Source organism: Amycolatopsis sp. NPDC006125, assembly GCF_040614195.1.
In the GTDB taxonomy this organism is placed as follows: domain Bacteria; phylum Actinomycetota; class Actinomycetes; order Mycobacteriales; family Pseudonocardiaceae; genus Amycolatopsis_E; species Amycolatopsis_E tucumanensis.
The window spans coordinates 194,516-220,890 of record NZ_JBEXTZ010000002.1 but is presented as its reverse complement, the minus strand read 5'-3'; the positions used below and the strand labels follow the sequence as shown (position 1 = coordinate 220,890).

The following is a 26,375-nucleotide window of genomic DNA, read 5'->3' as shown; positions in this document are numbered from 1 at the left end:
CCCATCTCCTTCATGCCCTCGACGATGTCCGCCGGGTAGGCGTCCGCGTGCTCCAGCTCCTGGGCGTGCGGGATGATCTCCTTGTCCACGAACGAACGGACCGTGGACAGGATCTCTTGCTGCACGTCGGTGAGACCGGCGGTCCGAGCCAGACGGGCCATCTCAACTCCTCACTTTCGCCATGGCGCGGGCGAAATCCCGCATGGCTGGTTCCGGCACCGTGAAGTACGTGAAGCCGTACTTCTCCCGGTGCTGCTCAAGGGTGTCCGCCATCGCGCCCGGTGGCCCGGACAGGATGGTCGGCACGTCCGACACCTCACGGTGGTCCTCGAACCGGCGGGCCCCAGCGGCCGCGCGCCGACGGTCGCCGTCGGGGGCGACGGCGTGGAGGAGCAGGTTGAGCTCGAGGTCGGCGAACCGCTCCCCCGCGGCGTGCCGAACCTGGGCGACCCGCTCCCCCAGCGCGTCCGGCCCGAGAAAACGCAGACTGCCGGGGTTCGTGCCCGAAGTGGCGCCGCTGAACGCGACGATATCGGCACGCTGGGCCGCCAGCCGCAGCACCCGGTCGCCGTTGCCCGCGATGGCCAGCGGCGGCATCGGCTCCTGCACCGGCCGCGGCTCGTGCCCCGGGTCGGTGAGCAGCCGGCACAGCTCGCCCACTGTCCGTTCGAGATGGTCGACCCGCTGCCGCGCGCCGGACCACGGCAGCCCGGCGGCGTCGAACTCGGCCTTGACGTAGCCGGTTCCCAGCGCGACTTCCAGCCGTCCGTCGACGAGCCGGTCCGTTCCGGCGAGATCACGCGCGAGGAGCGCGGGACTGTAGAAGCCGGTGTTGAGCACGAACACGGCCAGCCGCGGGCGGGTCGTGGCCTCGGCAGCCGACACGAGCGCCGGGAACGGGGCGGGGAGGCCGAGGTGATCGGGCACGGCGATGACGTCGTACCCGAGGTCTTCGGCTTCCCGGCACCGGGCCTGCCATCCTGCCCGCGACGACGGCGTCAGCAGGTTGACGCCGAACCGGAAGGCGCGCTGGGTCATCAGCCCGCCTTCCGAATCGCGTACAGGGAATTCTCCCGGTCGGCGGTCACGTAAACGGTCCCGTCCGCGCCGACCGCCACGCCCCCGGAGCGGGCGTAGGGCTGGGTCAGGTACCCGACCGCGAGATCGTCGGCCAGGACCTGCTGCGCGCCGCCCGTGGTCACCGAGACCACGCGACGGCCACCGGCGTCGAGGACGATCGCCGCCCCGTCGGGCGCGACGGCGACCGCCCGGGGCGCGCCGAGTCCGCGGGCGATCTCGGTGACCGCCCCGGACGCCGGGTCGATCTCGAGTAGCCGCCCGCCGGTGGCATCGGCCGCCACGACCGTGCCCCGCGCGCTGAGGGCCAGACCTGTTGGCGCACCGAGGTTTTCCGCGAGAGGACGCAGTTGTCCGTCGACGATGTGCAGGAGCCGGCCGTGCGCGGGCTCGGAGACGACAAGACTGCCGTCGGCCAGTTCCACCGCGTCGGCGGGGCTGTCGAGCCCGTGCACCTCGCCGACCGGTTCGCCGGTCGCGCGGTCGAGGACCTGGACCGTGCCGATCAGTTCCGAGGTGAGCACGACGTGCCGGGCGGTGACGCTGATGCCCGACGGGAACTCCAGTTCGGAGGACAGCCTGCGGGCGAGTTCGGTGACCTTGCCGGTGCCGGGGTCGACGGTGCGCAACGCCGTGCTGTCCGCGACGTAGAGGGTGTTCCCGTCGAGGGCGATGTCCTGGGGGAAGGCGAGCGGGCTCGACGTCAGCGTCGTGGCGGCGCCGGTGCGCAGGTCGACCTCGGTGACCGAGCTGTCGGCCATGTTGCTGACGAAAGCGTGGTCCTGGGGCCCGATCACCATGTTGTCGGCGGCGGCGGGCAGGGTGGCGACGGTTTCCCGCGCGCCGCCCGCGGGGTCGATGCGCACGAGCTGCCCGGTCGCCCCGTCGAGCGCGTAGAGACGGCCACGGGAGTCGAACCGGACCGACACCGGTTGGCGGAACCCGGCGGCGACCGTGCTGCTCGCGCCGGTCTCCGGGTCGATGCGGGCCACCTCGCCGCGCTTGCCGAGCGGGCCGTAGATCATCCCGTCCGGCCCGAACGCGAACGCGTTCAACGAGCCGAGATCGCGGGCGACGAGCCGCGGCGCGGCACCGCCCCCGGGGTCGATTTCCCAGAGCCCGTCGGCGAAGAAGGTCTGCCCGACGTACAGGTGCTGCCGGGACCGGTCGAAGGCGATCGAGTTGACCCCGGGCAGGTCCTGCGCGACGGTCCGGATCCGGCCGTCGCGGTCGCGGCCCTTGACGGTGCCGGCGAGCGGGTCGGTCCAGAAGATCTCCCCGGAGGGGGCGACCACGAGATCATCGGAGCGGCCGTCCCGCTGGGGCACCAGGCCGGTGATCTTTCCGGTGGCGGGGTCGAGCGTGGACACGGTTTCCCCGGCGAGGTTGGCGGCGAGGATGGTGCCGTCGGGCGCGAGAGCCAGCCCGTTGATGGTGTGCAGGGCCGAGCCGGTGACGAGCCGTTCGAGGTGGTAGCCGGTCGTGCTGTCGGCGGTCGCGCAGGCGGTGGTCAGGACGAGTGCGGCGAGGAACGCGGCGGTGGTCACGCGTCGGTGGGTGAACAGGGCTCCTCCTCGCGAGTTCAGCGGGCGAGCCGGCCGGCGCCGGCGTAGATGGACTGGAACTCCAGGTAGTTGCCGAGCGCCTCGGGGCCGAGTTCCCGGCCGATGCCGCTGCTCTTCATGCCGCCGAAGGGCGCACCGAGGTCCTGCAGGTAGTAGTTCACGCCGATCGTGCCGGTGCGGACGCGCCGGGCGACGGCGATGCCGCGGTCCTCGTCCGAGGTCCACACCGAACCGCCGAGCCCGTACTCGCTGTCGTTGGCGAGGCGGACGGCCTCGTCGTCGCCGTCATAGGGCGTGATGGTGACGACCGGGCCGAAGATCTCCTCCTGGGCGATCCGCTCGCGGTTGTCGACGTCGGCGAACACCGTGGGCTCGACGAACCAGCCGCGCACGAGCCCGGCGGGACGGCCGCCGCCGGCCACGAGCCGGGCGTCGGACCGCAGGCCGAGGTCGATGTAGCCGCGCACGCGGTCGAGCTGCGCCTCGCTGGCCAGGGGGCCGCAGCCGACGTCCGGGTCGAGCGGATCGCCGACGGTCACGTTCCGCGCGTACTCCGCGACGGCCTCCACCACCTCGTCGTAGCGCGAGCGGGGAGCGAGGATTCGCGATTGGACGGTGCAGGTCTGGCCGTTGTTCTGGAAGCAGGCGTTGTCCAGCCCGGCGACGAAGGTGTCCAGGTCGGCGTCGTCGAGCACGATCGCAGCGGACTTACCGCCCAGTTCCAGGGTGCAGCGGCGGATCAGCCTGCCGCACTCGGCGCCGATGATCCGGCCGGCCGCGGTGGAGCCGGTGAAGGCGATCTTGTCCACCAGCGGGTGCGACACGAGCGCGGCACCGGCTTCGCGGCCCGCGACGACGATGTTGAGCACGCCCGGCGGCAGCCCGGCTTCGGCGGCGGCATCGCCGAGGACGTACCCGTCGAGCGCGGTTTCCGGCGGGGGCTTGAGCACGACGGTGCAGCCCGCGGCGAGCGCCGGGGCGATCTTCATCATCGCCAACACCTGTGGGTAGTTCCACGGCGTGATCGCCCCGACCACACCCACCGGCTCACGACGGACCACAGTGGACCCGGACGGGCTCGGCCGCACCTCTTCCAGCGGCAGCGTCTCGATCAGGTCGGCGTACATGTGCAGCAGACCGGCCGGCGCGTCGCCGTTGAAGGCGTTCGACAACCCGATCGGCATGCCGTTCTCGCGGCTGACCAGCACCGCGGTCTCGCCGGCGCGCGCGGCCAGCGCGTCGGCGAACCGGCGCATCACCGTCGCGCGTTCGGCGGCCGTGGTGCGGCCCCACGGGCCTTCGTCGAGGGCGCGGCGGGCGGCCCGGACGGCGGCGTCGATGTCGGCGTCCGTGCCGAGGGAGGCGACGCCGAGTGGCTGCTCGGTGGCCGCCTCCAGCGCGATCTGGGTCTCGGTTCCCCTCGGCGCGACCCACTGGCCGTCGATGAAGAACCGGGTCCGGTCCAGGCCGGTCGTCGATGCTGCCGTGACGCTCATCGTGTCTTCCTTTCCTCGGTGGTCGAACTTCCCGGGGGCGCGATGACCCGCCGGTCGTACAGGGCGCCGATCTCCGCGGCGGTCAGGCCGAGGACCTCGGCGAGGACGGCTTCGGTGTCCCGGCCCAGCTCGGCGCACTCGCCCGCGGGCCCGTGCTCGCCGTCGAACCGCAGGGGCGACCGCGCGGTGACCGCGGTGCCCCCGCGCGGCAGGGTCAGGTCGGCGAGCACGTCGTGCGCCCGCTCGCGGTGGTCGGTGACGAGATCCGCCATACCGCGGTAGCGACCCCAGAGCACCCGCGCGGCGTCCAGCTCCTTGGCGACCTCGTCGAGGTCACGCGCGGCGAACCACGGCCGGAGGATCGCCGCGAGGGTCTCGCGCAGCCGGTAGCGTTCGGACTCGTCGCGCAGGTCGGCGCTCAGAGCACCCTCGAGCGCCCCGAACACTGCGGCAGTTCCGGTCGCGGCCTGCAACGCCCGCCATTGGCCCCCGGTGAGGGCCACGACCATCACGCGCGCGCCGTCCCGGCAGGCGAAGTCGACGCCGAAGCTGCCGTAAACGTGGTTGCCGTGCCGGGGGCGGTCCCCTCCCCGGTCCGCGGCCTCGGACAACCAGCCGAGGTTGGCCACCCCCGCGAGCGCGACGTCGGACAGGGCGAGCTCGACGAACGTGCCCGCACCGGTGTGAGCCCGTCGGTGCAGGGCGGCGAGCACGCCCGTGGCGACGCTGAGACCGGCGACCAGGTCCCAGGCGGGCAGCACGTGGTTGACCGGGCCGGCCTGGTTCTCGGCGCCGGTGATCGACGGGACGCCGACCTCGGCGTTGACGGTGTAGTCGACCGCCGGCCTGCCGTCGGGATGGCCCTGCACCCGGACGTGGATCAGGTCCGGCCGCCGCGCAGCCAGCCGCTCGTGGGCCAGCCACGGCCGCCCGACGACATTGTCGATCAGCACGCCGCGGTCGGGCCCGGGCGCGGTGGCCAGCGCCAGGACCAGCTCCTGCCCTTCCGCGCTGCGCAGGTCGAGGGCGACCGAGCGCTTGCCCTTGTTGAGCGAGGCCCAGTAGTAGCTCTCCCCGCTGGGCGCCACCGGACGGCGGAGGTGGTCGCTGCCGCCGCCGACCGGGTCGATGCGGACGACGTCGGCGCCGAGCTGGGCCAGCGTCAGGCCGCCGGTGGGGCCGGCGACGAAGCTGGCGCACTCGACGACGTGCAGCCCGGCCAACGGTCTGGTCATGGTTCTCCTCGGCTCCGGCCGGGCACGACGACCGCCCGGCCCACGACGCGGCCCGCGTCGATGTCGGCGAAGGCGTGGGCGATGTCGTCGAGCGGGTAGGCGGTGACGACGGCCTTGACCCGGCCGTCGGCCAGCAGGTCTAGTGCTTCGGCGAAGGTGGACATCGCGGTGGAGCCGGAGCCGGTGATCACGGCCTCCTTCGCGAAGACGAAAGCCGGGTGGACCCGCAGCGGCTCCCCGGCGACCTGACCGGTCAGGACGTACCGGCCCGTGTGGGCCAGCGAGCGGAACGCCTGCCGGAACACGGCCGGGTGCCCGGTGTTGTCCAGCACGACGTCAGCGCCGTGCCCGCCGGTGGCGTCGCACACCCGCTGCCAGGCCGTGTCTCCCAGGGTCACCACGTGGTCGGCACCCAGGGAGCGCAGACGTCCTGCCGCGCGGCCATTTCCGGTGAGGGCGACGACCCGGGCACCCAGCGCGTGCGCGACCTGGACCGCGTGCAGTCCCAGGCCGCCGCCCGCGCCGGTGACCAGTACGGTCTCCCCCGCCCGGACCCGCGCGATGCGGCGCAGCGCCTGCAGACCGGTTCCGACGGCACACGCGGCCACGGCGGCCTCGGCCGGGTGCACGCCCGGCGGGACCGGCAGCAGCGACGATTCCCGGAGCACGGCGTACTCCGCGAACCCGCCGTAGGTGAACGCCCGTTGCGCGCACCGCAGCTCGTTGCCGCTCGCGCACGGCTCGCAACGCCCGCAGGTGCGGAACTGTTTCGCCGCAACGCGATCCCCGACGGCGAAGCGGGTCACGGCCGGTCCGGTGTCCACCACGGTGCCCGCGATCTCGTGTCCGAGCACGGCGGGCATCGGGAGTTTCAGCAGTCCGGCGCGGTCGGCCTGGTCGTGTCCGCACACGCCGCAGGCGGCGACCTCGACGAGGACTTCGTCGGCGGCGGGCACCGGCTGGTCGAGGTCGGTGACTTCGACGGCTCCCGGGGCGGTCAGCACTGCGGCGCGCACGCGGCGATCACCTTGCCCGGGTTGAGGATTCCGTGCGGGTCGAGCGCCAGTTTCACCGCGCGGTGCAGGTCCAGCACCGGTGCCGGCAACTCGCGCCGGAGCCCGTCGCGTTTGAGCAGTCCCACGCCGTGCTCGCCGGTGACGGTGCCCCCGAGGGCGATCGCCTCGTCGAGGATCTCCTCGAACGCGGCCTCCGCCCTGGCCCGTGCCGCCGCATCGCCCGCGGGTACGAGCAGCAGCGGATGCAGGTTGCCGTCTCCGGCGTGCGCGACGTTGGCGATGTGCACGTCGTGCCGCTGTCCGATGTGCTCGATCCTCGCGAGCATGTCCGGCACCGCGGCGCGGGGCACGCAGACGTCCTCGGTCAGCACCCGCCCGAGGCGTTCGAGCGCCGGGTAGGCCAGCCGCCGCGCGGTGAACAGGGCCTCGGCTTCGTCCACATCAGACGAGACAGCGGCCCAGGTGGCTCCGGCGCCGGTGAAACAGGCGAGCATCGTGTCGGCTTCCTGGTCACCGGTCTCGCCCGGCGCGTCGGTGCGACCGAGCAGCACGGCGCCGGCTTCGGCCGACAAACCCATGTTCTTCCAGGCGTCGACGGCCGCGAGGGTGTGCCGGTCGATCAGTTCGAGCGCCGACGGGACCAGGCCGGCAGCACTGACGGCGGCGACAGCGCGGCCGGCGTCGGTGAGGGAGGCGAAGAAGCCGGCGACCGTGCGTTCGGGCTCGCGCGCGGGACGCAGCCGCACGGTGACCTCGGTGATCACGCCGAGGGTGCCCTCGGAGCCCACCACCAGCCCGGCCAGGTCGTAGCCGGCGACGCCCTTCGCGGTGCGGCGGCCGAGGCGCACGAGTTCCCCGGTACCCGTGACCACCTGCAGACCGAGCACGTAGTCGCGGGTCACCCCGTACTTGACGCAACAGAGCCCGCCCGCGTTGGTGGCGACGTTGCCGCCGAGGGTCGACCAGGGCGCGCTCGCCGGATCGGGCGGGTACCACAGCCCGTGCTCCGCGCAGGCCGCCCGCAGGTGGTCGTTGACCACGCCGGGTTCGACGACCGCGAGCCGCTCGGCGACGTCGATCTCCCGGATCGCGGTCATCTTCTCCGTGGACAGCACGATCCCGCCGTCGACCGCGTTCGCGCCGCCCGACAGGCCGGTGCCCGCGCCGCGCGGCACGACGGGAACGCGATGCCGCACGCACGCGCGCACCACCTGCTGGACTTCTTCGGCGGTGTGGGGACGCACGACCGCCACCGGCTTGCCGTGCGCAGCCCACACGGCCTCGTCGTGCAGGTACCCGGCGGGGTCCTCGAGCAGCCGACCCGCGGGTAGCGTCCGGGTCAGCTCCGCCAGCACGCTCACGAGGCACCCCCGCTCGCCGCACGGAACTTGGCCATCCGCTCCCCGAGCTCGGCGCGGTACTGCTCGACGGTGGCGAGTTTGACGTGCTCGTAGCCGCGGACGAGGTCGGGCAGCCCGGCGATGTCGACCGCGAGGGCGTGGGTGTCCAGCCGGAGGGACGACGCGAGTTCCGCGGTGACGCGCTCGTACTCGGCGGCCAGTTCGCGTTCCAGTCTGCGCATCGCGGTGTGGCCGAAGGGATCGAGCCAGGTCCCGCGGAGCCGCCGGGCGGCCACCAGCATCCGGAAGACCGGCCGGAACCACGGGCCCAGCTCCAGCTTGCGGCGCATGCCCAGCGCCCGCAGCACCGGTGGGTGCAGGCGGTAGGAAACCCGGGCGTCGTCGCCGAACGTGGCGCGGACGAGGCGCTCCTGCGCGGGGTCGAGCGAGAGCCGCGCGACCTCGTACTCGTCCTTGTAGGCCATCAGCTTGTACAGGTTGCGCGCGACCGCCTCGGTCAACGCGGTGGCGCCCGGCACCGCCGCGGCTTCCGCGCGGCGCACCCGCTCGACGTGCTCGACGTAGCGGCGGGCGTAGGCGGTGTTCTGGTAGGCGATCAGGTCCGGCACGCGGATGCGCAGGAGTCGCGCGAGTTCCCCGTCCTCGTCGGCGCCGACGGTGGCCAGCAGTGCCCGCGCCGCGGTGCCGGGCACGCGCGGTGGTTCGGGCTCACCGCGCAGGGCGCGCAGCGTCGCGTCGAATCCCGCGCGGTCGGCCACGAACTGCCGCCCGCGCCGGAACGCCTGGAGGTTCGTCTCCACCTTCGTGCCGTTGAGCGTGATCGCTTCCTCGATCGCCTCGGCCGGGATCGGCAGCCCGCCGAGCTGGTAGGCGACGCCGGTCAGCAGGAGGTTCGCGTACTGGTCCTGGCCGAAGAGCGACTCGGAGAGGTCGCGCGCGTCCAGTGCGGTCATCGTCGCGGCGTCGGTCGTCTCGCGGATGCGGTCGAGCAGCGCGTCCTCGTCGGGGAACGCGACGCTCGTGTCGGTGACCATCGCCCCCGTCGGCACCCGCGCCGTGGAGACCACGGCGACCGTCCGCTGGGGATCGGCGACCGCCAGGTAGCGGGGGTCGGCGGCGACGAGTACATCCGCGCCGAGGTACAGGTCGCACTCCCCCGCGGCGGCCTTGTTGGCCTCGGCCTCGCCGATCTTGACATCGGAGACCACGGCACCGCCCTTCTGCGCGAGCCCGGTCTGGTCCAGCGAGCGGACGGGCAGGCCCGCGACGGTCGCGGCCGTGCCGAGGATCTGGGACAGGGTCACCACACCCGAACCGCCGACGCCGGTGATCCGCACGGTGAACCGGTCGGCCGAGGCGATCCGCGACGGCTCAGGCAGCTCGGCCGGGATCGGGTCCGCGACCGGTCGCCGCGCACCGCCCTTGCCGGGAACCACGGTGAGGAACGACGGGCAGTCTCCGGCCAGGCAGGAGAAGTCCTTGTTGCACGAGGACTGGTCGATGCGGGTCTTGCGGCCGAACTCGGTGGGCACGGGCTGGACGGACAGGCAGTTCGACTTCTCCCCGCAGTCGCCGCAGCCCTCGCACACCCGCTCGTTGATGACCACGCGTTCCGCGGGGTCCGGGGCGAGGCCACGCTTGCGCTTGCGGCGCAGTTCGGTGGCGCATTCCTGGTCGTGGATCAGCAGGGTGACGCCGTCGACGCGGGCGAGGGTTTCCTGGGCCTCGGTGAGCCGGTCGCGGTGCCACACCTGGACGCCCGGCGCGAGCCGGACCCGCCGGTAGCGGCGCGGATCCTCGGTCGTGACGATGATCCGCCGCACGCCTTCGGCCCGCATGACCTGGGTGATCCGCGGGATCGTGAGCACACCCGCCGGCTGCTGGCCGCCGGTCATGGCCACGGCCGAGTTGTACAGCAGCTTGTAGGTGATGTTGATGCCCGCGGCGACAGCGGCGCGGATGGCCAGGCTGCCGGAGTGGTGGAACGTGCCGTCACCCAGGTTCTGCAGCAGGTGGTCCCGGGTGACGAACGGGCTCATGCCCACCCACTGCGCGCCCTCGCCGCCCATCTGCGTCAGGCCGGTGATCTCCCCGCTCTGCTGCGGGCTGGTCATCAGCACGAGGCTGTGGCAGCCGATGCCGGCGCCGACCAGCGACCCGTCCGGTGTCTTCGTGGAGGTGTTGTGCGGGCAGCCGGAGCAGAAGTACGGCGTGCGGGTGGCCAGCGGGAGGGCAACGGTGCGCCGCGGCGGCCGCCACGCTTCGACCGACGGGAAGTCGCCGTGCGCGCGGAGCCGCACCGCCAGTGCCCCGGCGATGGTGTCGGGGTCCAGCTCGCCGTCCGCCGGGACGAGGGCGGCGCCGTCCGGGCCGCGTTTGCCGCTGACCGCGGGCGTGTCCGGGCGGCCGTAGAGCAGGTCCTTCAACGCGGCCTCGACGAAGGACCGCTTCCCCTCCACGACGATGATTTCGCGCAGCCCCGTGGCGAAGCGCTCGATGACCGTGGGCTCCAGTGGGTGCACCATCGCCAGGTGCAGCAACCGCACGCCGCGGCGGGCGAGCTCGGCGTCGTCGAGTCCGAGGATGCGCAGCGCCTGCCGCAGGTCGTGGAAGGTCTTGCCGGGCGCGACGATCCCGATCCTGGCGTCGCCGCGGCCGGTGATCGTGTCGAGGCGGTTGGCCGCGGCGTAGCGGCGCGCGAGTTCGAGCCGGGCGCCGTCCCGGGTGCGTTCGAGCCGGCCGAGGTCCGGTTGCAGCATCCGGGCGGTCATCTCGTGCGTGAACGGCCTGCCGTCCACGACCGGATCCGGTGCCACCGGGCGGATGCGGTCGGGATGGACCTGCACCGGACCAGCGCCGTCCGCGACGTTTGTAGCGATCTTGAAGCCGACCCACAGCCCGCACGCGCGGGACAGGGCGACAGCGTGCAGCCCGAGATCGAGCACGTCCTGCGGGTCGGCCGGGTAGAGCGTGGGCATGCCCAGGTCGGCCAGCAGCGGCTCGGAGCTGCCGGGCACGGTCGAGGACTTCGCCGCCGGGTCGTCGCCGACGAGAGCCAGTGCGCCACCGGACGGGTGGGTGCCCATCAAGTTGTTGTGCCTGAGGGCATCCGAGGCGCGGTCGAGGCCCGGGGACTTGCCGTACCAGTACCCGGTCACGCCGTCGACGCGGCGGTGCGGTGAGGCCGCCGCCAGCTGAGCCCCCTGCACCGCGGTCGCGGCGAGCTCCTCGTTGACCCCCGGCCGGAACACCACCTCGTGCTCGGCCAGCAGGCCGGCCTGCCTGCCCAGTTCGAGGTCGTAACCGCCGAGCGGCGATCCTTCGTAGCCGGACACGAAGGCCGCGGTGCGGAGTCCGGCCCGGCGGTCGGCGCGGCGCGCGTCGACCGGCAACCGGGCCAGCGCCTGCACACCGGTCAGGTGGAGGACGCCGTCGGTCACCAGGTAGCGGTCCTGCAGACGTGCGGTCATGGGGTGGTTCCTCCGTGCGGCAGGGACAGTGCGGGGGCGAGGTTTCGGAGCTGGCCGAGGACGGGTGCGAGGCCCTCGCCCCGCGCGGTCAGGGGGTGGATCGCGACGTGGTCGGCGCCCGCGTCGAGGTGCGCGCGGATCCGCCCGGCGACGGTGTCCGCGTCACCCCACGAGATGAGCGCGTCGACGAGCCGGTCGCTGCCACCGCCGGCGAGGTCGTCGTCGGTGAAGCCGAGGACACGCAGGTGGTTGACGTAGTTGCGCAAGGCGAGCCGGGTGGCCACGTGTTCGCGGGCGAGGGCGCGAGCGCGTGTCGCGTCACTGTCGACGACCACCGCTTGCTCGGGCACGAGCAGCGGGCCGGGGCCGAGGCGCTCGCGCGCAGCCGAGGTGTGCGAGGGCGGGACGAAGAACGAGTGCACGCCGTCCGCCCGGCCTCGGGCCAGATCCTGCATCCGTGGCCGCAGCGCCGCCAGGACCCGGGGCACGGACACGGCCGGCCGCAGTCCCCGGTAGCCGGCGGCGTCCAGCGCGTCGAGGTACTCCGCCAGCGCGGTGCGGGGCCGATCGTGCCCCTGCCCGCGCCCGGCCTCGGCGTGGCTGACGCCCAGGCCCAGCACGAACCGGCCTGGGAAGGCCTCGCCAAGGGTGTGCGCGGCCGCGCCGGCGGCGATCGCGTCCCGGGCCCAGATGGTGGCGACACCGGTGGCGACCGTGATCCGGGCGGTGGCGCCGAGCAGGAGTGCGGCGTGGGTGAAGACCTCCTTGTGCACCGGCGATTCCCCGATCCACAGGGCGCCGTAGCCGAGCTCCTCGATGGCGGCGGCCGCAGAAGCACCCTGCGCCGCGGGGACCTCGCCGAGCACCGACAGCCACACCCCGGCCGGCCCGATCCGGGCCGCCGCCTCCCGCGCGGTGGTCACGCCGGGCCTCCGGGCCCGAACTCCGGCAGGAACACCGAGTCCCCGACCTCGCGGAAGGACACCACGACCGGTTCGCCGATCACCGGATCGGCCCGGCCCGTCCACGTAGTGGTCAGGTTCGGGCCGCTGTCCAGGCGGACCTGCACCACGACGTAGGGCACCTCGTCGCCGGCGAAGTACCGCTTGTGGAACCGGACCCACGTGTGGACGCGGCCGGTCCCGGTATCGGTCACCCAGCCGATGTCGGTGCCGAAATCGCGGGGGCAGACGGGTCCCGGCGGCCAGAAGCGCTGCCCGCAGGCGCGGCATTCGGGGATGCGCAGCTCGCCCCGGGCCGCGCCGTCGAGGTGCTCGACGTCTTCGGGGTAGCGGATGGGCAGTGGTCGTGCAGCGGTCATGGCGGTCACCGGTCCTTGCAGAAGATGAGCGAGTCGCCGAACGGGGTCGCCCACTGGACGACCTCGCAGCCGGGCACCTGCCGCGGCCCGGCCTGGCCCCGCAGCTGGCGGGTGGCTTCGATCAGGTGCCCCCACCCGCAGATGTGGGCCTCGGAGAGCAACCCGCCGGCGGTGTTGGTCGGCAGGTCGCCACCCAGCTCGATCCGGCCGTTCTGCAGCCACTCGAGCGCTTCGCCTTCGCCGGTGAAGCCGAAGCGTTCGAGCACGAACACGACGTTGGGCGAGAAGGCGTCGTAGAGCTGGAGCGAGTCGACGTCGCCCGGTCCGCTGAGGCCGGCCATCGCGTAGACGGGGTTGGTCTCGGCGCGGCGGGTGTCGCCCTGGGAGAAGACTCCCAGCCCGGGTGGGGCGAAGATGAACTCGTCGCGTCCGGCGTGCAGTCCCTGCATCCCGCCGACGATCACCGCGGGCTGGCGCAGATCCCGCGCGCGCTCGACCGTGGTCACCAGGAGACAGCCACCGCCGTCGCTGAGCAGCGCGAAATCAGGACGGCGCAAGGGTTCCACCACGTATGGCTGAGCCACGTAGTCCGCCGGCTCGAGCGGTTTGGTCAGCTGCGCGTTCGGGTTCAGCCGGGCGTGGCGTCGGAAGGCCATGGGCACCGCGGAGATCAGCTCGGGGTCCTGGCCGTAGCGGGCGCAGTACCGGCGCAGCGCCATCGCCGCACCCGCGCCGGGTGCCGTCATCCCGTAGTGCGGCAGTTCGCCGTGGGACCCGCCGCCCTGGCGCAGCCCTTCGAGGTCGTCGGCGCCGCCCACGACGCCGAGCCCGGAGAACGCCACCCCGGCCGCGCAGGCGGCGACCTCCGCAGTGCCGAGCGCCACCGCCTGCACGGCGGCCTGCAACGCGGGACCGACGAACCGGCCGTGCGTCCAGGTCTGCAGGGCGGCGCGGATGCGCAGGCCGAACGCCTCCGCCATTCGGTCGTAGTCGACGGCCAGCGGGTAGCCGACGTTGGTGAACAGGCCGTCGACGTCGTCCGGGCCGAGGCCGGCGTCGTCGAGCGCGAGCCGGAGTGCCTCGGCGGCGAGGTCCAGGCCGCTGCGCTCCGACGCCCGCGACAGTTCCGTGATCCCGATTCCGACGATGGCCACCTGGCGCAAGGGCCCGAGGGGCATGATGTGTCCTTTCGCGACGACACGCTCAGACGAGCGCGTGGGCGTTGGCCGGGCTGCCGACTCCACGCGGCAGCGGCAGAACGCCGGAGAAGAGCAGGAAGTCGTAGCGGCCGCGCTCCGCGCACGCCCGGGCCAGGCGGGGCAGGTGCCACAACTCGCCCAGCGGCATGCCCTGCAGCGCGATCAGCCTGCGGTGCAGGAAGCCCTTGGCGCGGTCGACCGGGAACACCTCGACGCCGACGTTGTCCACCGCGACGGCCGCGAACTCGTTGTCCCACAGGTGAGCCGCCATGTCCTTCGACGACTCCAGCCCAGGGCAGGCGAATCCCGAACCTATCGTGCCGCGCAGGCGGGCCCGGTGTTCCGCCGGCAACGCCCGGTACCACTCGGTCCACCCGGTGCGGACCACCAGGATGTCGCCCGAGCGGAACTCGGTGCCCTGGGCCGCGGCGACCTCGTCGAGCATCGCCGCGGTGATCTCGACCGGCTGGTCCGGCGCGAGCGGGGTGCCGCGCGCGGCGAGGTGACCCGCGACGTCGACGAGGACACCCCGGCCGCCGAAGCCGTGTCGCGCCCACCGGTCGATCCCCAGCACGTCGCTGGTCGCCAGGTCCTCCTCCGACCGGCCGCCCCAGTAGCCGTGCCGCCCGGCCTTGATGTGCCGCAAGCCGTCCCACTGCGAAGACCCCTGCAGGTAGAAGGCATCGAGCTTGTCGTCGTGCCCGGCGGCGGTGTCCTCGACGACGTGGCGGTAGGTGCCCCGGTCGTCGAACAGGCCGGGATCCGGCTCGTTCAACGGCAGGGTCAGCGGGATCATCTCCCCGGTGCGGACGGCTTCGACGGCCGCCAGCCGCTGCTCGCGCCCGATCAGGTTCAGCGTCCCGATCTCGTCGGCTCGCCCCCACACGTCCCAGGCGTGGTGCTCGTCGCGGCCGGCGAGGGTGGGCAGGTCGGTGAAGGCGGGTGTGCGACGCACCCGCGTCCCGGTCATCGGGCGGTCTCCAGCATCTCGCGCAGCTTCACCTTGCTGACCTTGCCCGTGTCGGTCTGCGGCACCGACCGCGGATCCATGACCACGAACCGCGCGGGCACCTTGTAGCTGGCGGCCCGGCCGCGGATGTAGGCGTCCAGCCGCCGCACGAGCTCGTCCCCGCCCGCCGACCAGCCGGCGTCCGGCACCACCACGCAGGCCATCTCCTGATCTCCGTCCGGAGTGGACAAGCCGATCACGTAGGCCTGGTCGACGTGGTCGTGCTCGCTGACGATGCCCTCGATCTCCAGGGGCGCGACGTTGATGCCCTTGATCTTGAGCATTTCCTTCCACCGGCCGCCGAACGCGAGCCGGCCGTCCTCGTCGATCGACCCGAGGTCGCCGGTGCGGAACCAGCCGTCCGCCGAGCGGGTGCCGGCGTTGATCTCCGCCGAGCCGAGGTAGGCGTCCATGACGCACCCGCGCACCTCGATCTCGCCGGTCACGCCGGGCGGGCACGCGGCGCCCGTGGCGTCGACGATGCGGATCCGCTGGGTGTCCAGCACGGTGCCCTGGGTGTGCAGCTTGATGTCCAGCGCGTCGTGGGCGTCGGTCATCGTGACGAAGCCGTAGGACTCGGTCAGCCCGTAGGCGCTGCACGCTTCGGTGATGCCGAGGCCCTCGATCGCGAGCCGCTTGTCCTCGGCGTTGAACCCCACGGGCCCGGTGCGCAGCGACGAGATGTCCCTGGTGCCGAAGCTCGGGGCGGCGAGCAGCGCGCGCACCGCCGTGGCCAGGCCGTAGCTGACCGTGCAGCGCTCCCGCTCGATGAACTCCAGCGCCGCGTCCCCCTCGACCTTTTCCTGGACGCACAACGCGGCGCCGTGGCTCAACGCCACCGGAAGCGCGTTGCATGCGCCGTAACCGAAGAACAGCGGCATGGCGAACCAGATCCGGTCGCCCGGCCGCACGTGCATCCGCTCCCCCATGGCGCGGCCGTTGCGCAGCAGCTTCCCGTGTTCGAGCGGCACCGGTTTGGGCAGCGCCGTGCTCCCGCTGGTGTAGAGGATCATCGCGAGGTCGTCCGGGGTCGCGACGTCGGCGGGCGGCGGTCCCGGCTCCGCGCCGGGCGGGAGCGGTTCGGAAGCGGGCCACAGCAGCGCACCGAGGTACCCGCGGGTGCGACGGCCGGGAGTGAACACCTCGCCGTGCCCCGCGGCCGCGAGCTCGGCCGGCATGTTCTTGCCGAAGACCTCCTCGTCGGTCACGACCAGCCGGAGTTCCGCGGTGCCCATCAGGTGCGCCAGCTCCGCCGAGCGGTACCAGGTGTTGATCGGGACCGCGACCAGCCCGGCGCGGTGGGCGCCGAGCATGGCCACCAGCCACCGCAGCCCGTTGGGCAGCAGGATCCCGACCCGCTCCCCCGGCCGCAGCCCGGCGGCGGCGAAAGCCCCGGCGAGTTCGTCGCAGCGCCGGGCGAACTCGGCGAACGTGATCCGCCCCTCCGGTGCCACCACGGCTTCCTGGTCGCCGAAGCGTTCCGCCAGCGCCGCAAGCGCTCGCGGGAACGTGCCGGGCCACCCACCGTCGTGTTCGGTCACAGTGCTCATGTCCGTCCTCGTGTCGTCGATACGGGTCATCACTCACCGGTCCGCACGACCACGTCGGCGCGGACCAGCGCGCCGGTGTCGGGGTCGGCGTACTCGACGAGCTGGACTCCTGGCCGGGCGTGGCACCACTGCCCGCGTTCGGCCAGCCGCTCGTGGGCCGCGCTCCGGCGCACCACCAGTCCGTCCTCGCGGGCCCAGCCCCGACGCAACCCGCGGATCCGCTCACGCTCGGCGCTCGTGGCGGCGTGATCGGGACGCCCTGCGTCGTCGAGCACGACTCCGTAGGAGACCCGCGCCGCATCGGCGGTCACCACACCTGATCGCACGTCCGCCGCCACCAGGGCGGGGTCTCGCTCGAGCGGATCGCCGAACCCGCCACCACCACCGACGCGCAGGACGACCACGTCACCCGCGCCCACGGTCAGCCCGAACTGCTTGCCCTGCAACGGTGTCGCCGGCGCCGCCAGGTCGCCAACCGCGCGCGGGATGCGGCCCTGGGCGAGCGCCTCGTCCGCGCGAGCCCCGCTCACCAGGGCCGAGCCGCTCGTCGAACCCGGGTAGCCGCCGAACACCCCGGACGGCGGGACCTGCCAGCACGCCGCCATCACGTGCTCCTGACCGCCCGGCGTGTACCAGGGCATGAACGCCAGGTCGATCCCCGCCCCGCCACGGGTGCGGCCCGGTCCGCCGGAGTTCGGGTTGATCCGCCGCCAGAGGTACAGCGCCGGGTAGACGAGCTCGTTGATCTCGATGTCGGGGATGCTGTTCTGGGGCTGCGCGAGAACACCGCTGACGTCCATGCCGTCGGCGACGGCCTGCGCACCCGCCCCGCTGCCGCCGCCGTTCATGTCCGGGAACGGGACCAGGCGGCCGTCCTCGTCGGGCGCGTAGAAGAAGCTGGCGCTCCACGAGTCCTGCCACGGCGCCATCACGTGGTCGCGGACGAAGGCGTTGTCGCTGCCGGCCTGCAGGTCGGCGAGCAGCCGGGTGACCAGCTTGCCGATCCGGAAGCCGGTCTCGATGTGCCCGGCGCCCATCGGCGCCGGCATCCGCGCGTCGCAGATGGTGCCCGGCTTGGTGACGACCTCGATCGGGCGCAGCGTGCCCTGGTTGATGGGCAGGTCCGGCAGCAACGTGATCAGCAGCGGGGACACCACCGCGCCGAGCGTGGTCGCGGCGCTGACGTTGATGAAGCCGTCGGTCTGCGGCGCGGATCCGGTCAGGTCGAACCGCAGCTTGTCGCCGGTGACCGTCAGCGTGCACCGAACCGGGTACAGCTCGTCGGTGTGCCCGTTGTGTTCGGCGAACTCCTCGCCCGTGTAGGTCCCGTCGGGCAGGTCCGCGATCCGGCGGCGGACGGCTTGCTCGGCGAGGTCCTTCGCCGCCTCGACGTAGGTGCGGAACGTGCCGGGGCCGTACTGCCCGATGAGCGCCTGCAGCCGCTCGTCGCAGCGGTGGCAGGCGGCGATGAAGCAGCGGATGTCGTTGAGGACCAGTTCCGGGACGCGGATGTTCGTCTCGATGATCCGCCACACGTCCTCGACGAGCCGGCCCTGGTCGACGATCTTGACGCCGGGCAGCCGCAGCGCCTCGCCGTAGGCCTCGGTGGCGATCGGGTTCATCCCGCCCGGCGCGAACCCGCCGAAGTCGTTCACGTGCGCCTCGGCCCAGCACCACGCCATCAGCTCGTCACCGAAGAAGATCGGGCGCACCACGCCGACGTCGACGGCGTGCGCGTTGCCGGTGGTGAAGGGGTCGTTGCACAGGAACATGTCCCCCGCGCGGATCTCCGAGCGCGGGTAGGTGGCGAGGATGTGCCGCACGGCCTGGCGCGCGGCCCCCAGGTACATGGTGATGTACCCGGCGTAGCTGATGATGTCGCCCTCGGCGTCGGCGATGAAGGTGGAGAAGTCGACCGCCTCGGCGATCGCCGGGCTACCCGAGGCGCGCATCATCACCGTGCCCATCTCGGCGGCGACGTTGTCCAGTGCCTTGGCGAGGATGTCGACGTCGACCGGGTCGAGCCGGATGTCGTTGCCCGCGGTCATGCCGCAACCTCCGTGTCGGTGAGCAGGTAGTTGCCCCAGCCGTCGACCCGCAGCTCCCAGCCGGCGGGGAGCAGGATGGTGGTCAGCGGGTGCTCGAGCAGTGCCGGGCCGGGCACGACGGCGCCGGACGGCACCGCCGCGTGGACGTCGACCTCGGTCTCCCCGCCGTCAGGGAGGTGGACCCGTCGGCGCGCGACCGGCCGGAGCACCGCCCCGGTTTCCGGCTCCTGCCGGGCGAGGTCGACGGGGTCGACGCGGCCGGTGGCCGTGACCCGCACCGCCATCAGCACCACCGGGCTGCCGACCCACGCAGTGCCACTGCCGTATTCCTCTTCGTACTTCGCGGGGAAGCCCACCTGGATCGCGGTGAGGTCCGCCTCGGCGAGGTCGTCTCGGCGCGGGATCGGGATCCGCAGTTCCCACTGCTGCCCGGCGAACTTGAACTCCCCCTCCCAGCGGACCTCGATCCGGTCGTCGGGATACCCTGCAGCCCGCAGCGCCGCGACCAGTTCCGCGTCGAGCTCGCGCAGCGCGTCGACGACCGCGCTCGCGTCGCCGCCCTGCCACATGGCCGACCGCGCCCTGGTGCGGACGTCGTCGCTGGAAAGCAGGCCACGGGCGGAGAACACGGCGGCGTCGGCCGGGACCACGACCCTCCGGATGCCGACCGATCGAGCGATGGCGGCCGCGAAGAGGCCCAGCGCGCCACCGAAGGCCACCATGGCGAACTCGCGCGGGTCGTGACCGCGTTCCACGGTCACCCCGCGCACGGCGTTGCCCATGTCGGCGACCACCATCCGGTGCACGGCCACGGCCGCCTGCACGGCGTCGACGCCGAGCGGTTTGCCGATCTCCCGCGCCAGGGCCTCCCGCGCGCCGTCGACGTCGAGCGCCCGGCGTCCGTCCAAGAAGGACATGGGATCGAGGAGCCCGAGCACGGCGGACGCGTCGGTCACCGTCGGCTCCGTGCCGCCCTTGCCGTAGCAGATCGGTCCCGGTTCGGCACCCGCGCTGCGCGGGCCGACCTGCGGCACGCCGCGCGCGTCGAGCCAGGCGACGCTGCCGCCGCCGGTGCCGATTGGCAGGACGTCGATTTTGGACAGAGCGGTCAGGAAGCGCCCGCCCAGTGTGACCCGCTGGGTGACCTGGGGCGTCGCGTCCCGCAGCACCGACACGTCGAAGGACGTGCCGCCCATGTCCGCGGTGACGATGTCGCGGATGCCCAGCCGGCGCGCGAGCGCCCGTGCGCCGATGACGCCGCCCGCGGGTCCCGAGTCGATCAGTGTGATCGGCCGCTCCCGGGCCTCCGCGGCGCTCACCGTGCCCCCGAAACCCTGCATGAACGCGATGGGCACGCGCAGCCCGCGCGCGGCGAGCTCCCGCTCGATCCGCGCCGTGTACTCCGCGACCCGGATGCCGGTGAACGAGTTGAGCACCGTGGTCATCGTGCGCTCGTACTCGCGGATGACCGGGTGCAGCCGGGAGGAGACGCTCAGGAAGAGTTCCGGGTGTTCGGCCTCGATGATCGAGGCGAGCAGGTCCTCGTGCACGGGATTGGCGAAACCCCACAGCAGCGAGACGGCGATCGAGTCGACGCCGGCGGCGACCAGCCCGGCGATCGCGCGTCGCGCCTCCGCCTCGGCCAGCGGCACGATCACCCGGCCCTTGCGGTCCACCCGCTCGGCCACCTCGGCGACGTGCTCGCGGGCGACGATCTGGGGGATGTTCAGCTGCTTGTGGTGGTCGCGGTGCGCGTTGCGAGCGGAGCGCGCGATGAGCAGGTTGTCCCCGAAGCCCTGCGTGGTGATGAGGCCGACCGTGGCGCCGCGCAGCTCGGCGACCGCGTTGGTGACCACGGTCGTGCCGTTGACGAAGCGCGTGGTGGCGGCGAGCAGCTCGGACAACGGCAGGCCGATCCTGGCGGCGAGGTTGTCCAGCGCCGCGAGGAGGCCGATCGTGAGGTCGCCGGGGGTGGTGTCGGACTTGTCCGCATAGGACCGACCAGTCGAGTCGATCGCGGCCACGTCGGTGAACGTGCCACCGATGTCACAGCCGATCTGGAACGTGACTGAGGAACGCAACGTCATTGTCCTTCCTGGGCCGGGCGCGGGAGGAATCGGCGCACCGCCTGCGCCTGACATTAGAGACGACATGGCGTCGAGTCAAGCAACAGTATGTTGTCTATTTCGCGCGGACCGCGGGTGTCAGCGCAGCCGCGCCACGAGATCCGCGGTGTCCGGGCAGGATCCGGGTTCCCGCACGGTCCGGACGACGCCGGCCGCCGCGGAACCGAGCACCGGGTCCGCGTAGGTGCGGAACTTCTCCCCCACCTCCGCCGCGGTCAGGTTCACGGTGTCGCGGCTGGTCGCCGAAGCGATACCGCCGCCGGCCAGCCGGACGGTCACCCGCGCGTCCCTGCGCACGGGAAAGGCCCGGTCGGCGACCGGATCGACGCCCACCTCGATCCGGGCGGCCAGGTCCGCGAGCGCGGGGTCGAGCGGACCGGAGTACCGGTGGGGCCGCAGTGCGCCATCGGTCAACGCGGCGGCCACCGCGAACTGGAGGCTCATCTGGCGGGAGATCGTCGTCGCCAGGGAAGTTCCGTTGTCACACCCGGGATAGCGCGCCGCGGCACCGGAGGTGTGGATCGTCGCGCCGGCCACCGCGCCAGGCTCGATCCCTTGCGCGGCCAGCTGTCGCGCGGCGTCGATCGCCTCCTGGGTGAGGGCGCAGGAGGGATGGGCTTTGAAGAACGTCGCCGAGATCGCCATGCGGTCCGGCCGGACGCGTGGCTGTCCGGCCGGATCGCGGGCACCGCCGAACGCTTGGCGCAGACCGAACACGCCCTCGACGGCCGATGCCGCACCCGTCGCCCCCTCGCGCGCCAGGAGGGCAGCGACCAGCCCGGCACGGCAGGCGTTCGCGTTCTGGAAGAACACTTCCGTGGTCCCGTCCGGCGCCCACTGGCAGATCCCGGCCGACGAACTGGCGGCCATCCCGAGCGCGTGCACTGTGGTGGCCCGGTCCAGCCCGAGCAGGTGCGCCGCGGCGGTCGCGGCGCCGAACGGGCCGAACACGCTGCTGGCGCGCCATCCCCGCGCGACGAAGTCCTCGGTCAGCACCGCCGCCGCGACCTGGGCGATGGTCTCGTACCCGAGGACGATCGCCCGGAGCACGTCCAGCAGCGGTGTCCGGAGCCGCTCCCCGACGGCCAGTGCCGCGGGGATCACCACGGTTCCCGGATGCACCCGGCTCTCGGCGTGGGTGTCCTCGTGCAGAAGTGCATGGCAGGCCACCGAATTGGCGAAAACGGCGTCCGCCGGACCGCTCCGCTGCCCGCCGGCCGCCCAGATCGTGCTGTCGTCACCACTGCCCGCGATCGCCCTGGCCTGCTTGACCCACGGCATCTCCCGTCCGCCGTAGACGCAGGCGAGGGCGTCGAGCAGGCAGGTGCCGGCCTGCTCGACCACCTCGGGCGCGAGCTGGGGCGCGACCTCGTCGAGCTGCGCGGCGAGGTCGGCGAGGAACACGGTCACACCCCTTCGGGCGAGCGCTTCCCGGTGGCCACCGCAACGTCCGGTGCGAGGAGTTGCGGGCGCCGCCGGCGCACGACGAGGGCCGCCACGACGCTCAGCAGCGCGCCGAACATCAGGAACAGCGCCGGCGACCGGTTGTCACCGGTCACCCGCACGAGGGTCTGGCTGATGTAGAGGGCTGGGCCACCGAGCAGGGCCGCGGCCAGCGCGAACCCGACCGCGAACACCGTGGCGCGCACCCGCGCCGGGACGACCTCGATGTAGGTGGCGGGCGCGACCGAGGTGTACAACGCCGGCATCACGCCGAGCAGCACGGTGACCAGGATCGCCGTGCCCAGGCTCGACGCCGAAGACAGGGCCAGGAACAGCGGGTACGCCGCCACCAGCGTCGTCGCGGAGACGCCGAGCAGGATCGGCCAGCGCCCCCACCGGTCCGACAGCGGGCCGCCCACGGCGACGAGCACCACCGCCACGGCGATGCTGACAACCGTGGCCAGCGTCGCCTCCTTCTGCGTGAAACCGAGCTGGATGAGGTAGGACTGCGCGTAGGTGAACGCGACGTAGTAGCCGATCTGCTGGAACGCGGCGACGCCGAAGATCAGCACGATCAGACGCCAGTGCTTGGTGAACGACTCCTTGGCGGGTGACGTGGTGACCTGCGCCTGGTGCTCGAGCGCGCGGAACTCCGGCGATTCCTCGAGCCGGGAGCGGATGTAGAGGCCGACGAGCCCGAGCGGCAGGGCCAGGAGGAACGGGATCCGCCAGCCCCACGACGCCAGCGCCGCCGGTGTCAGCGTCGCGCTCAACAGCAGCACGACACCCGCGGCCAGCAGCAGGCTCGCCACACTGCCGATCTGCACGCGGCTCGTCATCGCGCCACGTTTGCGCTGCGGGGTGAACTCCGCGGCGTAGGTCATGGCGGTGCTGTACTCGCCACCGGCGGCCAGCCCCTGCAGCAACCTGCAGACCACCAGCAGGATCGGCGCCCACAGGCCGACGGAGGCCGCCGTGGGCAGCAAGCCGATGACCGTGGTGGCGCCGGCCATCAGGACCAGGGTCGCCACCAGGGAGGGTTTGCGCCCGATCCGGTCGGCGATCGAGCCGAAGATCAGCGAGCCCAGGGGCCGCACCACGAAGGCGACCCCGAAGACCGCGAACGCCGACAGCAGGGCGACGCCGGGCTGCGCGCCGGGGAAGAACAGTTTCGAGATCAGGACCGTCAGAAAGCCGTAGACCGCGTAATCGTAGGTCTCGACGGTGTTGCCGACGGCGGCCGCGAAGGTCACGCGCCGCATCAGGCCGGGAGGCGGGGCGGCGGGGGTGGTGGACATGCGAGGCTCCCAAGTCGTCGTTGACGTGAAGAACGAGACCGGCGAACCGGCGCGCCTTCCCTGGCGACGCCCCGGCGGCCGACGACGAATGCAAGCCGGACCGCACAGGGTTGCGGGCCGCTCGCGTGACCTGCCCGCACGAGTGAGTCAGGCCACGCAAGGAGCGTAAAGACGACATCCTGTCGAGTCAAGCGTCAGCTTGATGTCCGAGTGTTCTTCCGTCCGGCGCCGGCGAGGCCGAGCGCGTCCACCCACATCCCGGTCACGACGTCCAGCAGCTCCTCCCGTTCGATCACGAACACCTTCTGCACGATCGCACGGAAGCAGAGCTGGTCGAGCTGCACCATGAGCAGTTCCACCCGCAGCCGCTGCGTCTCGCGCCGCCTCGGGGGGAACTTGGCGAGGTATTCGCCCAGCCCGGCAGCCAGCTGGTCCAGCTGATCCTTCCACCGGGCCGCGACCTCGAGGTCGCTCGCCATGGCCTCGTGGATGGCGGGCAGGAGGGGCGCCTGTTCCTCCCACCAGACCAGCGCCCGGTCGAGCCATTCGCGCACGCTCGCAGCCGTGCCCTCGGCGAGTGCTGCCCCGAGCAGCGACCAGTACTGGGCGCTCTGCTGTTCCCGCACCGTCCGGTACACCTCGGTGAAGACCTCGGCCTTGTTCGGGAAGTGCAGGTAGAACGTCGCCCGGTTGACGTTCGCGGCCTTGGTGATGTCCCCGATGGACGCCTGCCCGTACCCTCGCTCCTCGAACACGCGCCGCGCCGCACCCACGATGCGCTGCCGCGTCATCCGCCGCTGCTGCTCCCGAACCGACAGCAACTCCGTCGACTCACTCGACACCATGTCGTCCACAATTCGATGATAGGCCAGACAGGGGCACCGGAACTCCCGTGCCACCCCGATCGGCGAGTGGTTCACCTTCGTCCTCCATCGCACTCGACGCCCGGCCGTGGGCCGGCCTGCACCGGGTACAGCCCCGAGGCGCGGGCGCAGCCGTCCTGCCCGGACTGCGCTCGCCGGGCCAGCCGTGCACCAGCACCGGCGTCACGTCCGGCTCCGATGAGCGCACACGCAGGAATTTGATCCGATGCCCGTCCACGGCGGGGATGAACTGCGGATGCTTGTGCAGCTCGGCCTCGCACGCCCGCGAGCCGTAGCCGGTGCGCCAGCACTCGGCCAGCTCCTTCAGGCAGCCGATGGGACGCCGCGGCTCCAGCCGACGCCGGGCAGTTCGGCCACCTGGTGTTGGCCAGCCTCGCGCGCAGACGTCCGGACTGCGACTGCGGGATGTCGATGGGAACGGGCAGATGCCCGGCTGCGTGTTCGTCACGGCCGCAACGCTATGAGCCGGACAGGGCTTTTCCGTTCCTGAGCATCAGGCCGCGACATCGCGCACCTCGCGAAGATTCCCCTTGACTTCCAGTTAACTGGAGGTTTCATGCTGACCACATGGCACACGACAGAACCGCGGTCGTCACCGGAGCCTCCCGCGGGCTCGGACTCGCCCTGACCGCGGCGCTCGCGCGGCGCGGCTGGCGCGTGATCGCGGACGCGCGCGACCGGGACCGGCTCCAGCGCGCGCTCGCCGGCGTTTCCGGCGTCACCGCGATCGCGGGAGACGTCGCCGACCCCGCGCACCGGACGGCCCTCGCCGAGGCCGCCCCGGACGGGGTGGACCTGCTGGTCAACAACGCGAGCGCGCTCGGCCCCAGCCCGCAGCCGCCGCTGGCCGGCTACCCGCTCGCCGAACTGGAACGCGTCTACGCCGTCGACACGATCGCTCCCCTGGCACTCATCCAGCTGCTGCTGCCGGGCCTGCGCCGCCGCCGCGGCCGCATCATCGACATCAGCTCCGACGCCGCCGTCGAACCGTACGCGGGCTGGGGCGGCTACGGCTCAGCCAAAGCCGCGCTGGACCAGCTCACCGCCGTCCTCGCCGCCGAAGAGCCGGACGTCCGGGTCTACGCCTGCGACCCGGGCGACATGAACACCGACCTGCAGCAGCAGGCGTTCCCCGGCGAGGACGTCTCCGACCGGCCGGCGCCGGAGACGGTCGTGCCCGCGCTCCTGCGGCTCATCGAGGGCGACCTGCCGAGCGGGCGCTACGTGGCGCGGGACATCCTGCCGTGACCATCCCCTTCACGCTGCCGCCGGACAGCGAGGCGACGGCGCCGCCGGAACGCCGGGGCGTGCCGCGCGACGCGGTGCGGCTGCTCGTCGCCCGGCCGGGCCGGATCGAGCACCACCGGTTCCGCGACCTGCCGGACCTCCTCCAGCCCGGGGACCTCGTCGTGGTCAACACCTCCGCCACCGTACCGGCTGCCCTGGATTCGGTGCGCGGCAACGGAAAGCCGGTGCCCGTGCACCTCTCGACGACCCTGGACGACGGCGGCTGGGTGGTCGAGGTGCGGCTCGCGGACGGCAGCGGCCCGGACCTCTCGGTGCACCCGGGCGAGCGGATACGCCTGCCCGGCGGGGTCACGCTGACGCTCGTCGAGCCGTTCACCAGCGCCCGGCTCTGGCGCGCGGCGGTGACGCCCGCGGTGCCCGTGCGGGACTACCTGGCCCGGCACGGCCGCCCGATCGGCTACGGCTACCTCGCCGGGCGGTTCCCGCTGCGGGACTACCAGAACGTGTACGCGACCGAACCGGGCAGCGCCGAGATGGCCAGCGCCGGGCGGCCGTTCACCGCGCCGCTGCTGGTGCGCCTGATCACCCGCGGCGTCGTCGTCGCCCCGCTCGTCCTGCACGCCGGGGTATCGAGCCCGGAGCTGCACGAACCACCGGCCGCCGAACGGTTCACCGTGCCCGAGGCGACCGCGCGCCTGGTCGAACTGACGCGCGCCACCGGCAGGCGGGTGATCGCGGTCGGCACCACCGTCGTCCGGGCGCTGGAGAGCGCCGCCGGACCCGGCGGCGCGGTGCACGCGGCCACCGGGTGGACCGAGCTGCTGCTCGGCCCCGCGCGGCCACCGCGGGTGGTGACCGGGCTGGTCACCGGCCTGCACGCGCCCGAAGCCAGCCACCTCGCACTGCTCGCCGCGGTCGCCGGACGCCCCCTGGTCCAAGCGGCCTACGAGGCGGCGCTCGAACACCACTACCTGTGGCACGAATTCGGCGACTCCACGCTGTTCCTGCCCTGACCCCGGCGCACCGCGG

21 protein-coding genes are annotated in these 26,375 nt (G+C 72.8%); 2 read left to right on the top strand and 19 right to left on the bottom strand.

What is annotated here, in order from left to right; genetic code table 11:
• The 19 genes from ABZ193_RS02370 to ABZ193_RS02280 form a co-directional block, all read right to left on the bottom strand.
• Positions 1–161, bottom strand: a 161-nt coding sequence (locus ABZ193_RS02370; protein WP_354708558.1) for an acyl-CoA dehydrogenase family protein, incomplete at its 3' end; no start/stop codon positions are given.
• A 1-nt stretch (position 162) separates the two neighbouring features.
• Positions 163–1,038 carry a TIGR03621 family F420-dependent LLM class oxidoreductase gene (locus ABZ193_RS02365; RefSeq protein ID WP_354708551.1) on the bottom strand — a complete coding sequence of 292 codons (876 nt, stop codon included), beginning with the start codon at positions 1,036–1,038 and terminating at the stop codon, positions 163–165.
• Entirely contained in the window at positions 1,038–2,624 is a 1,587-nt protein-coding gene (locus ABZ193_RS02360) for a PQQ-binding-like beta-propeller repeat protein (RefSeq protein ID WP_354708549.1), read from the bottom strand. Before ABZ193_RS02360 ends, ABZ193_RS02365 begins: the two co-directional genes overlap by 1 nt.
• A gap of 35 nt (positions 2,625–2,659) precedes the next feature.
• Positions 2,660–4,138: an aldehyde dehydrogenase gene (locus tag ABZ193_RS02355; RefSeq protein ID WP_354708548.1), complete on the bottom strand. Its 1,479-nt coding sequence runs from the start codon at positions 4,136–4,138 to the stop codon at positions 2,660–2,662.
• A complete protein-coding gene (locus tag ABZ193_RS02350; RefSeq protein WP_354708546.1) occupies positions 4,135–5,373 on the bottom strand; it encodes a CoA transferase in 1,239 nt (412 codons plus the stop codon). Before ABZ193_RS02350 ends, ABZ193_RS02355 begins: the two co-directional genes overlap by 4 nt.
• Positions 5,370–6,389, bottom strand: a complete 1,020-nt coding sequence (locus tag ABZ193_RS02345; RefSeq protein ID WP_354708545.1) for an alcohol dehydrogenase catalytic domain-containing protein — start codon at positions 6,387–6,389, stop codon at positions 5,370–5,372. Before ABZ193_RS02345 ends, ABZ193_RS02350 begins: the two co-directional genes overlap by 4 nt.
• On the bottom strand, positions 6,371–7,750 hold the full coding sequence (locus ABZ193_RS02340; protein WP_354708544.1) for an FAD-linked oxidase C-terminal domain-containing protein: 1,380 nt from the start codon (positions 7,748–7,750) through the stop codon (positions 6,371–6,373). Before ABZ193_RS02340 ends, ABZ193_RS02345 begins: the two co-directional genes overlap by 19 nt.
• Positions 7,747–11,220: an indolepyruvate ferredoxin oxidoreductase family protein gene (locus ABZ193_RS02335; protein ID WP_354708543.1), complete on the bottom strand. Its 3,474-nt coding sequence runs from the start codon at positions 11,218–11,220 to the stop codon at positions 7,747–7,749. The genes ABZ193_RS02340 and ABZ193_RS02335 overlap by 4 nt, the downstream gene beginning before the upstream one ends.
• On the bottom strand, positions 11,217–12,143 hold the full coding sequence (locus tag ABZ193_RS02330) for a TIGR03620 family F420-dependent LLM class oxidoreductase (RefSeq protein ID WP_354708542.1): 927 nt from the start codon (positions 12,141–12,143) through the stop codon (positions 11,217–11,219). The genes ABZ193_RS02335 and ABZ193_RS02330 overlap by 4 nt, the downstream gene beginning before the upstream one ends.
• A complete protein-coding gene (locus tag ABZ193_RS02325) occupies positions 12,140–12,541 on the bottom strand; it encodes an OB-fold domain-containing protein (RefSeq protein ID WP_354708541.1) in 402 nt (133 codons plus the stop codon). Before ABZ193_RS02325 ends, ABZ193_RS02330 begins: the two co-directional genes overlap by 4 nt.
• A 5-nt stretch (positions 12,542–12,546) precedes the next feature.
• Positions 12,547–13,719, bottom strand: coding sequence for a thiolase family protein (locus ABZ193_RS02320; RefSeq protein WP_354708540.1), 1,173 nt, complete (start codon positions 13,717–13,719; stop codon positions 12,547–12,549).
• Between the two features lie 25 nt (positions 13,720–13,744).
• Positions 13,745–14,710, bottom strand: a complete 966-nt coding sequence (locus ABZ193_RS02315) for a cyclase family protein (protein ID WP_354708539.1) — start codon at positions 14,708–14,710, stop codon at positions 13,745–13,747.
• Positions 14,707–16,299 (bottom strand): class I adenylate-forming enzyme family protein, encoded by a 1,593-nt coding sequence (locus ABZ193_RS02310; protein ID WP_354708538.1) that lies wholly within the window; start codon positions 16,297–16,299, stop codon positions 14,707–14,709. The genes ABZ193_RS02315 and ABZ193_RS02310 overlap by 4 nt, the downstream gene beginning before the upstream one ends.
• Positions 16,300–16,328: 29 nt before the next feature.
• A complete protein-coding gene (locus ABZ193_RS02305; protein ID WP_354708537.1) occupies positions 16,329–18,347 on the bottom strand; it encodes a hydantoinase B/oxoprolinase family protein in 2,019 nt (672 codons plus the stop codon).
• Positions 18,344–20,428 (bottom strand): hydantoinase/oxoprolinase family protein, encoded by a 2,085-nt coding sequence (locus ABZ193_RS02300; protein WP_354708536.1) that lies wholly within the window; start codon positions 20,426–20,428, stop codon positions 18,344–18,346. The genes ABZ193_RS02305 and ABZ193_RS02300 overlap by 4 nt, the downstream gene beginning before the upstream one ends.
• 123 nt (positions 20,429–20,551) lie before the next feature.
• Positions 20,552–21,877, bottom strand: coding sequence for an MmgE/PrpD family protein (locus ABZ193_RS02295; RefSeq protein ID WP_354708535.1), 1,326 nt, complete (start codon positions 21,875–21,877; stop codon positions 20,552–20,554).
• A gap of 2 nt (positions 21,878–21,879) precedes the next feature.
• The gene (locus ABZ193_RS02290) at positions 21,880–23,214 is read right to left on the bottom strand and encodes an MFS transporter (protein ID WP_354708534.1); all 1,335 of its coding nucleotides are present in this window, start codon (positions 23,212–23,214) and stop codon (positions 21,880–21,882) included.
• 194 nt (positions 23,215–23,408) lie between these two features.
• Positions 23,409–24,059, bottom strand: coding sequence for a TetR/AcrR family transcriptional regulator (locus ABZ193_RS02285; protein WP_354708557.1), 651 nt, complete (start codon positions 24,057–24,059; stop codon positions 23,409–23,411).
• Positions 24,046–24,546, bottom strand: a complete 501-nt coding sequence (locus tag ABZ193_RS02280) for an epoxide hydrolase N-terminal domain-containing protein (protein WP_354708533.1) — start codon at positions 24,544–24,546, stop codon at positions 24,046–24,048. Before ABZ193_RS02280 ends, ABZ193_RS02285 begins: the two co-directional genes overlap by 14 nt.
• A gap of 119 nt (positions 24,547–24,665) precedes the next feature.
• Here ABZ193_RS02280 and ABZ193_RS02275 point away from each other — a divergent pair, with 119 nt between their 5' ends.
• Together ABZ193_RS02275 and ABZ193_RS02270 are read left to right on the top strand one after the other, a co-directional pair.
• On the top strand, positions 24,666–25,346 hold the full coding sequence (locus ABZ193_RS02275; RefSeq protein ID WP_354708532.1) for an SDR family NAD(P)-dependent oxidoreductase: 681 nt from the start codon (positions 24,666–24,668) through the stop codon (positions 25,344–25,346).
• A complete protein-coding gene (locus tag ABZ193_RS02270; protein WP_354708531.1) occupies positions 25,343–26,359 on the top strand; it encodes an S-adenosylmethionine:tRNA ribosyltransferase-isomerase in 1,017 nt (338 codons plus the stop codon). The genes ABZ193_RS02275 and ABZ193_RS02270 overlap by 4 nt, the downstream gene beginning before the upstream one ends.
• Positions 26,360–26,375 lie beyond the last annotated feature (16 nt).

Bases quoted from the DNA above. Each gene is read 5' to 3' on its own strand.
- ABZ193_RS02285 (WP_354708557.1), bottom strand. From the start codon at position 24,059: ATGGTGTCGAGTGAGTCGACGGAGTTGCTGTCGGTTCGGGAGCAGCAG.
- ABZ193_RS02290 (WP_354708534.1), bottom strand. From the start codon at position 23,214: ATGTCCACCACCCCCGCCGCCCCGCCTCCCGGCCTGATGCGGCGCGTG.
- ABZ193_RS02315 (WP_354708539.1), bottom strand. From the start codon at position 14,710: ATGACCGGGACGCGGGTGCGTCGCACACCCGCCTTCACCGACCTGCCC.
- ABZ193_RS02350 (WP_354708546.1), bottom strand. From the start codon at position 5,373: ATGACCAGACCGTTGGCCGGGCTGCACGTCGTCGAGTGCGCCAGCTTC.
- ABZ193_RS02355 (WP_354708548.1), bottom strand. From the start codon at position 4,138: ATGAGCGTCACGGCAGCATCGACGACCGGCCTGGACCGGACCCGGTTC.
- ABZ193_RS02365 (WP_354708551.1), bottom strand. From the start codon at position 1,038: ATGACCCAGCGCGCCTTCCGGTTCGGCGTCAACCTGCTGACGCCGTCG.
- ABZ193_RS02320 (WP_354708540.1), bottom strand. From the start codon at position 13,719: ATGCCCCTCGGGCCCTTGCGCCAGGTGGCCATCGTCGGAATCGGGATC.
- ABZ193_RS02275 (WP_354708532.1), top strand. From the start codon at position 24,666: ATGGCACACGACAGAACCGCGGTCGTCACCGGAGCCTCCCGCGGGCTC.
- ABZ193_RS02335 (WP_354708543.1), bottom strand. From the start codon at position 11,220: ATGACCGCACGTCTGCAGGACCGCTACCTGGTGACCGACGGCGTCCTC.
- ABZ193_RS02325 (WP_354708541.1), bottom strand. From the start codon at position 12,541: ATGACCGCTGCACGACCACTGCCCATCCGCTACCCCGAAGACGTCGAG.
- ABZ193_RS02305 (WP_354708537.1), bottom strand. From the start codon at position 18,347: ATGACCGCGGGCAACGACATCCGGCTCGACCCGGTCGACGTCGACATC.
- ABZ193_RS02310 (WP_354708538.1), bottom strand. From the start codon at position 16,299: ATGAGCACTGTGACCGAACACGACGGTGGGTGGCCCGGCACGTTCCCG.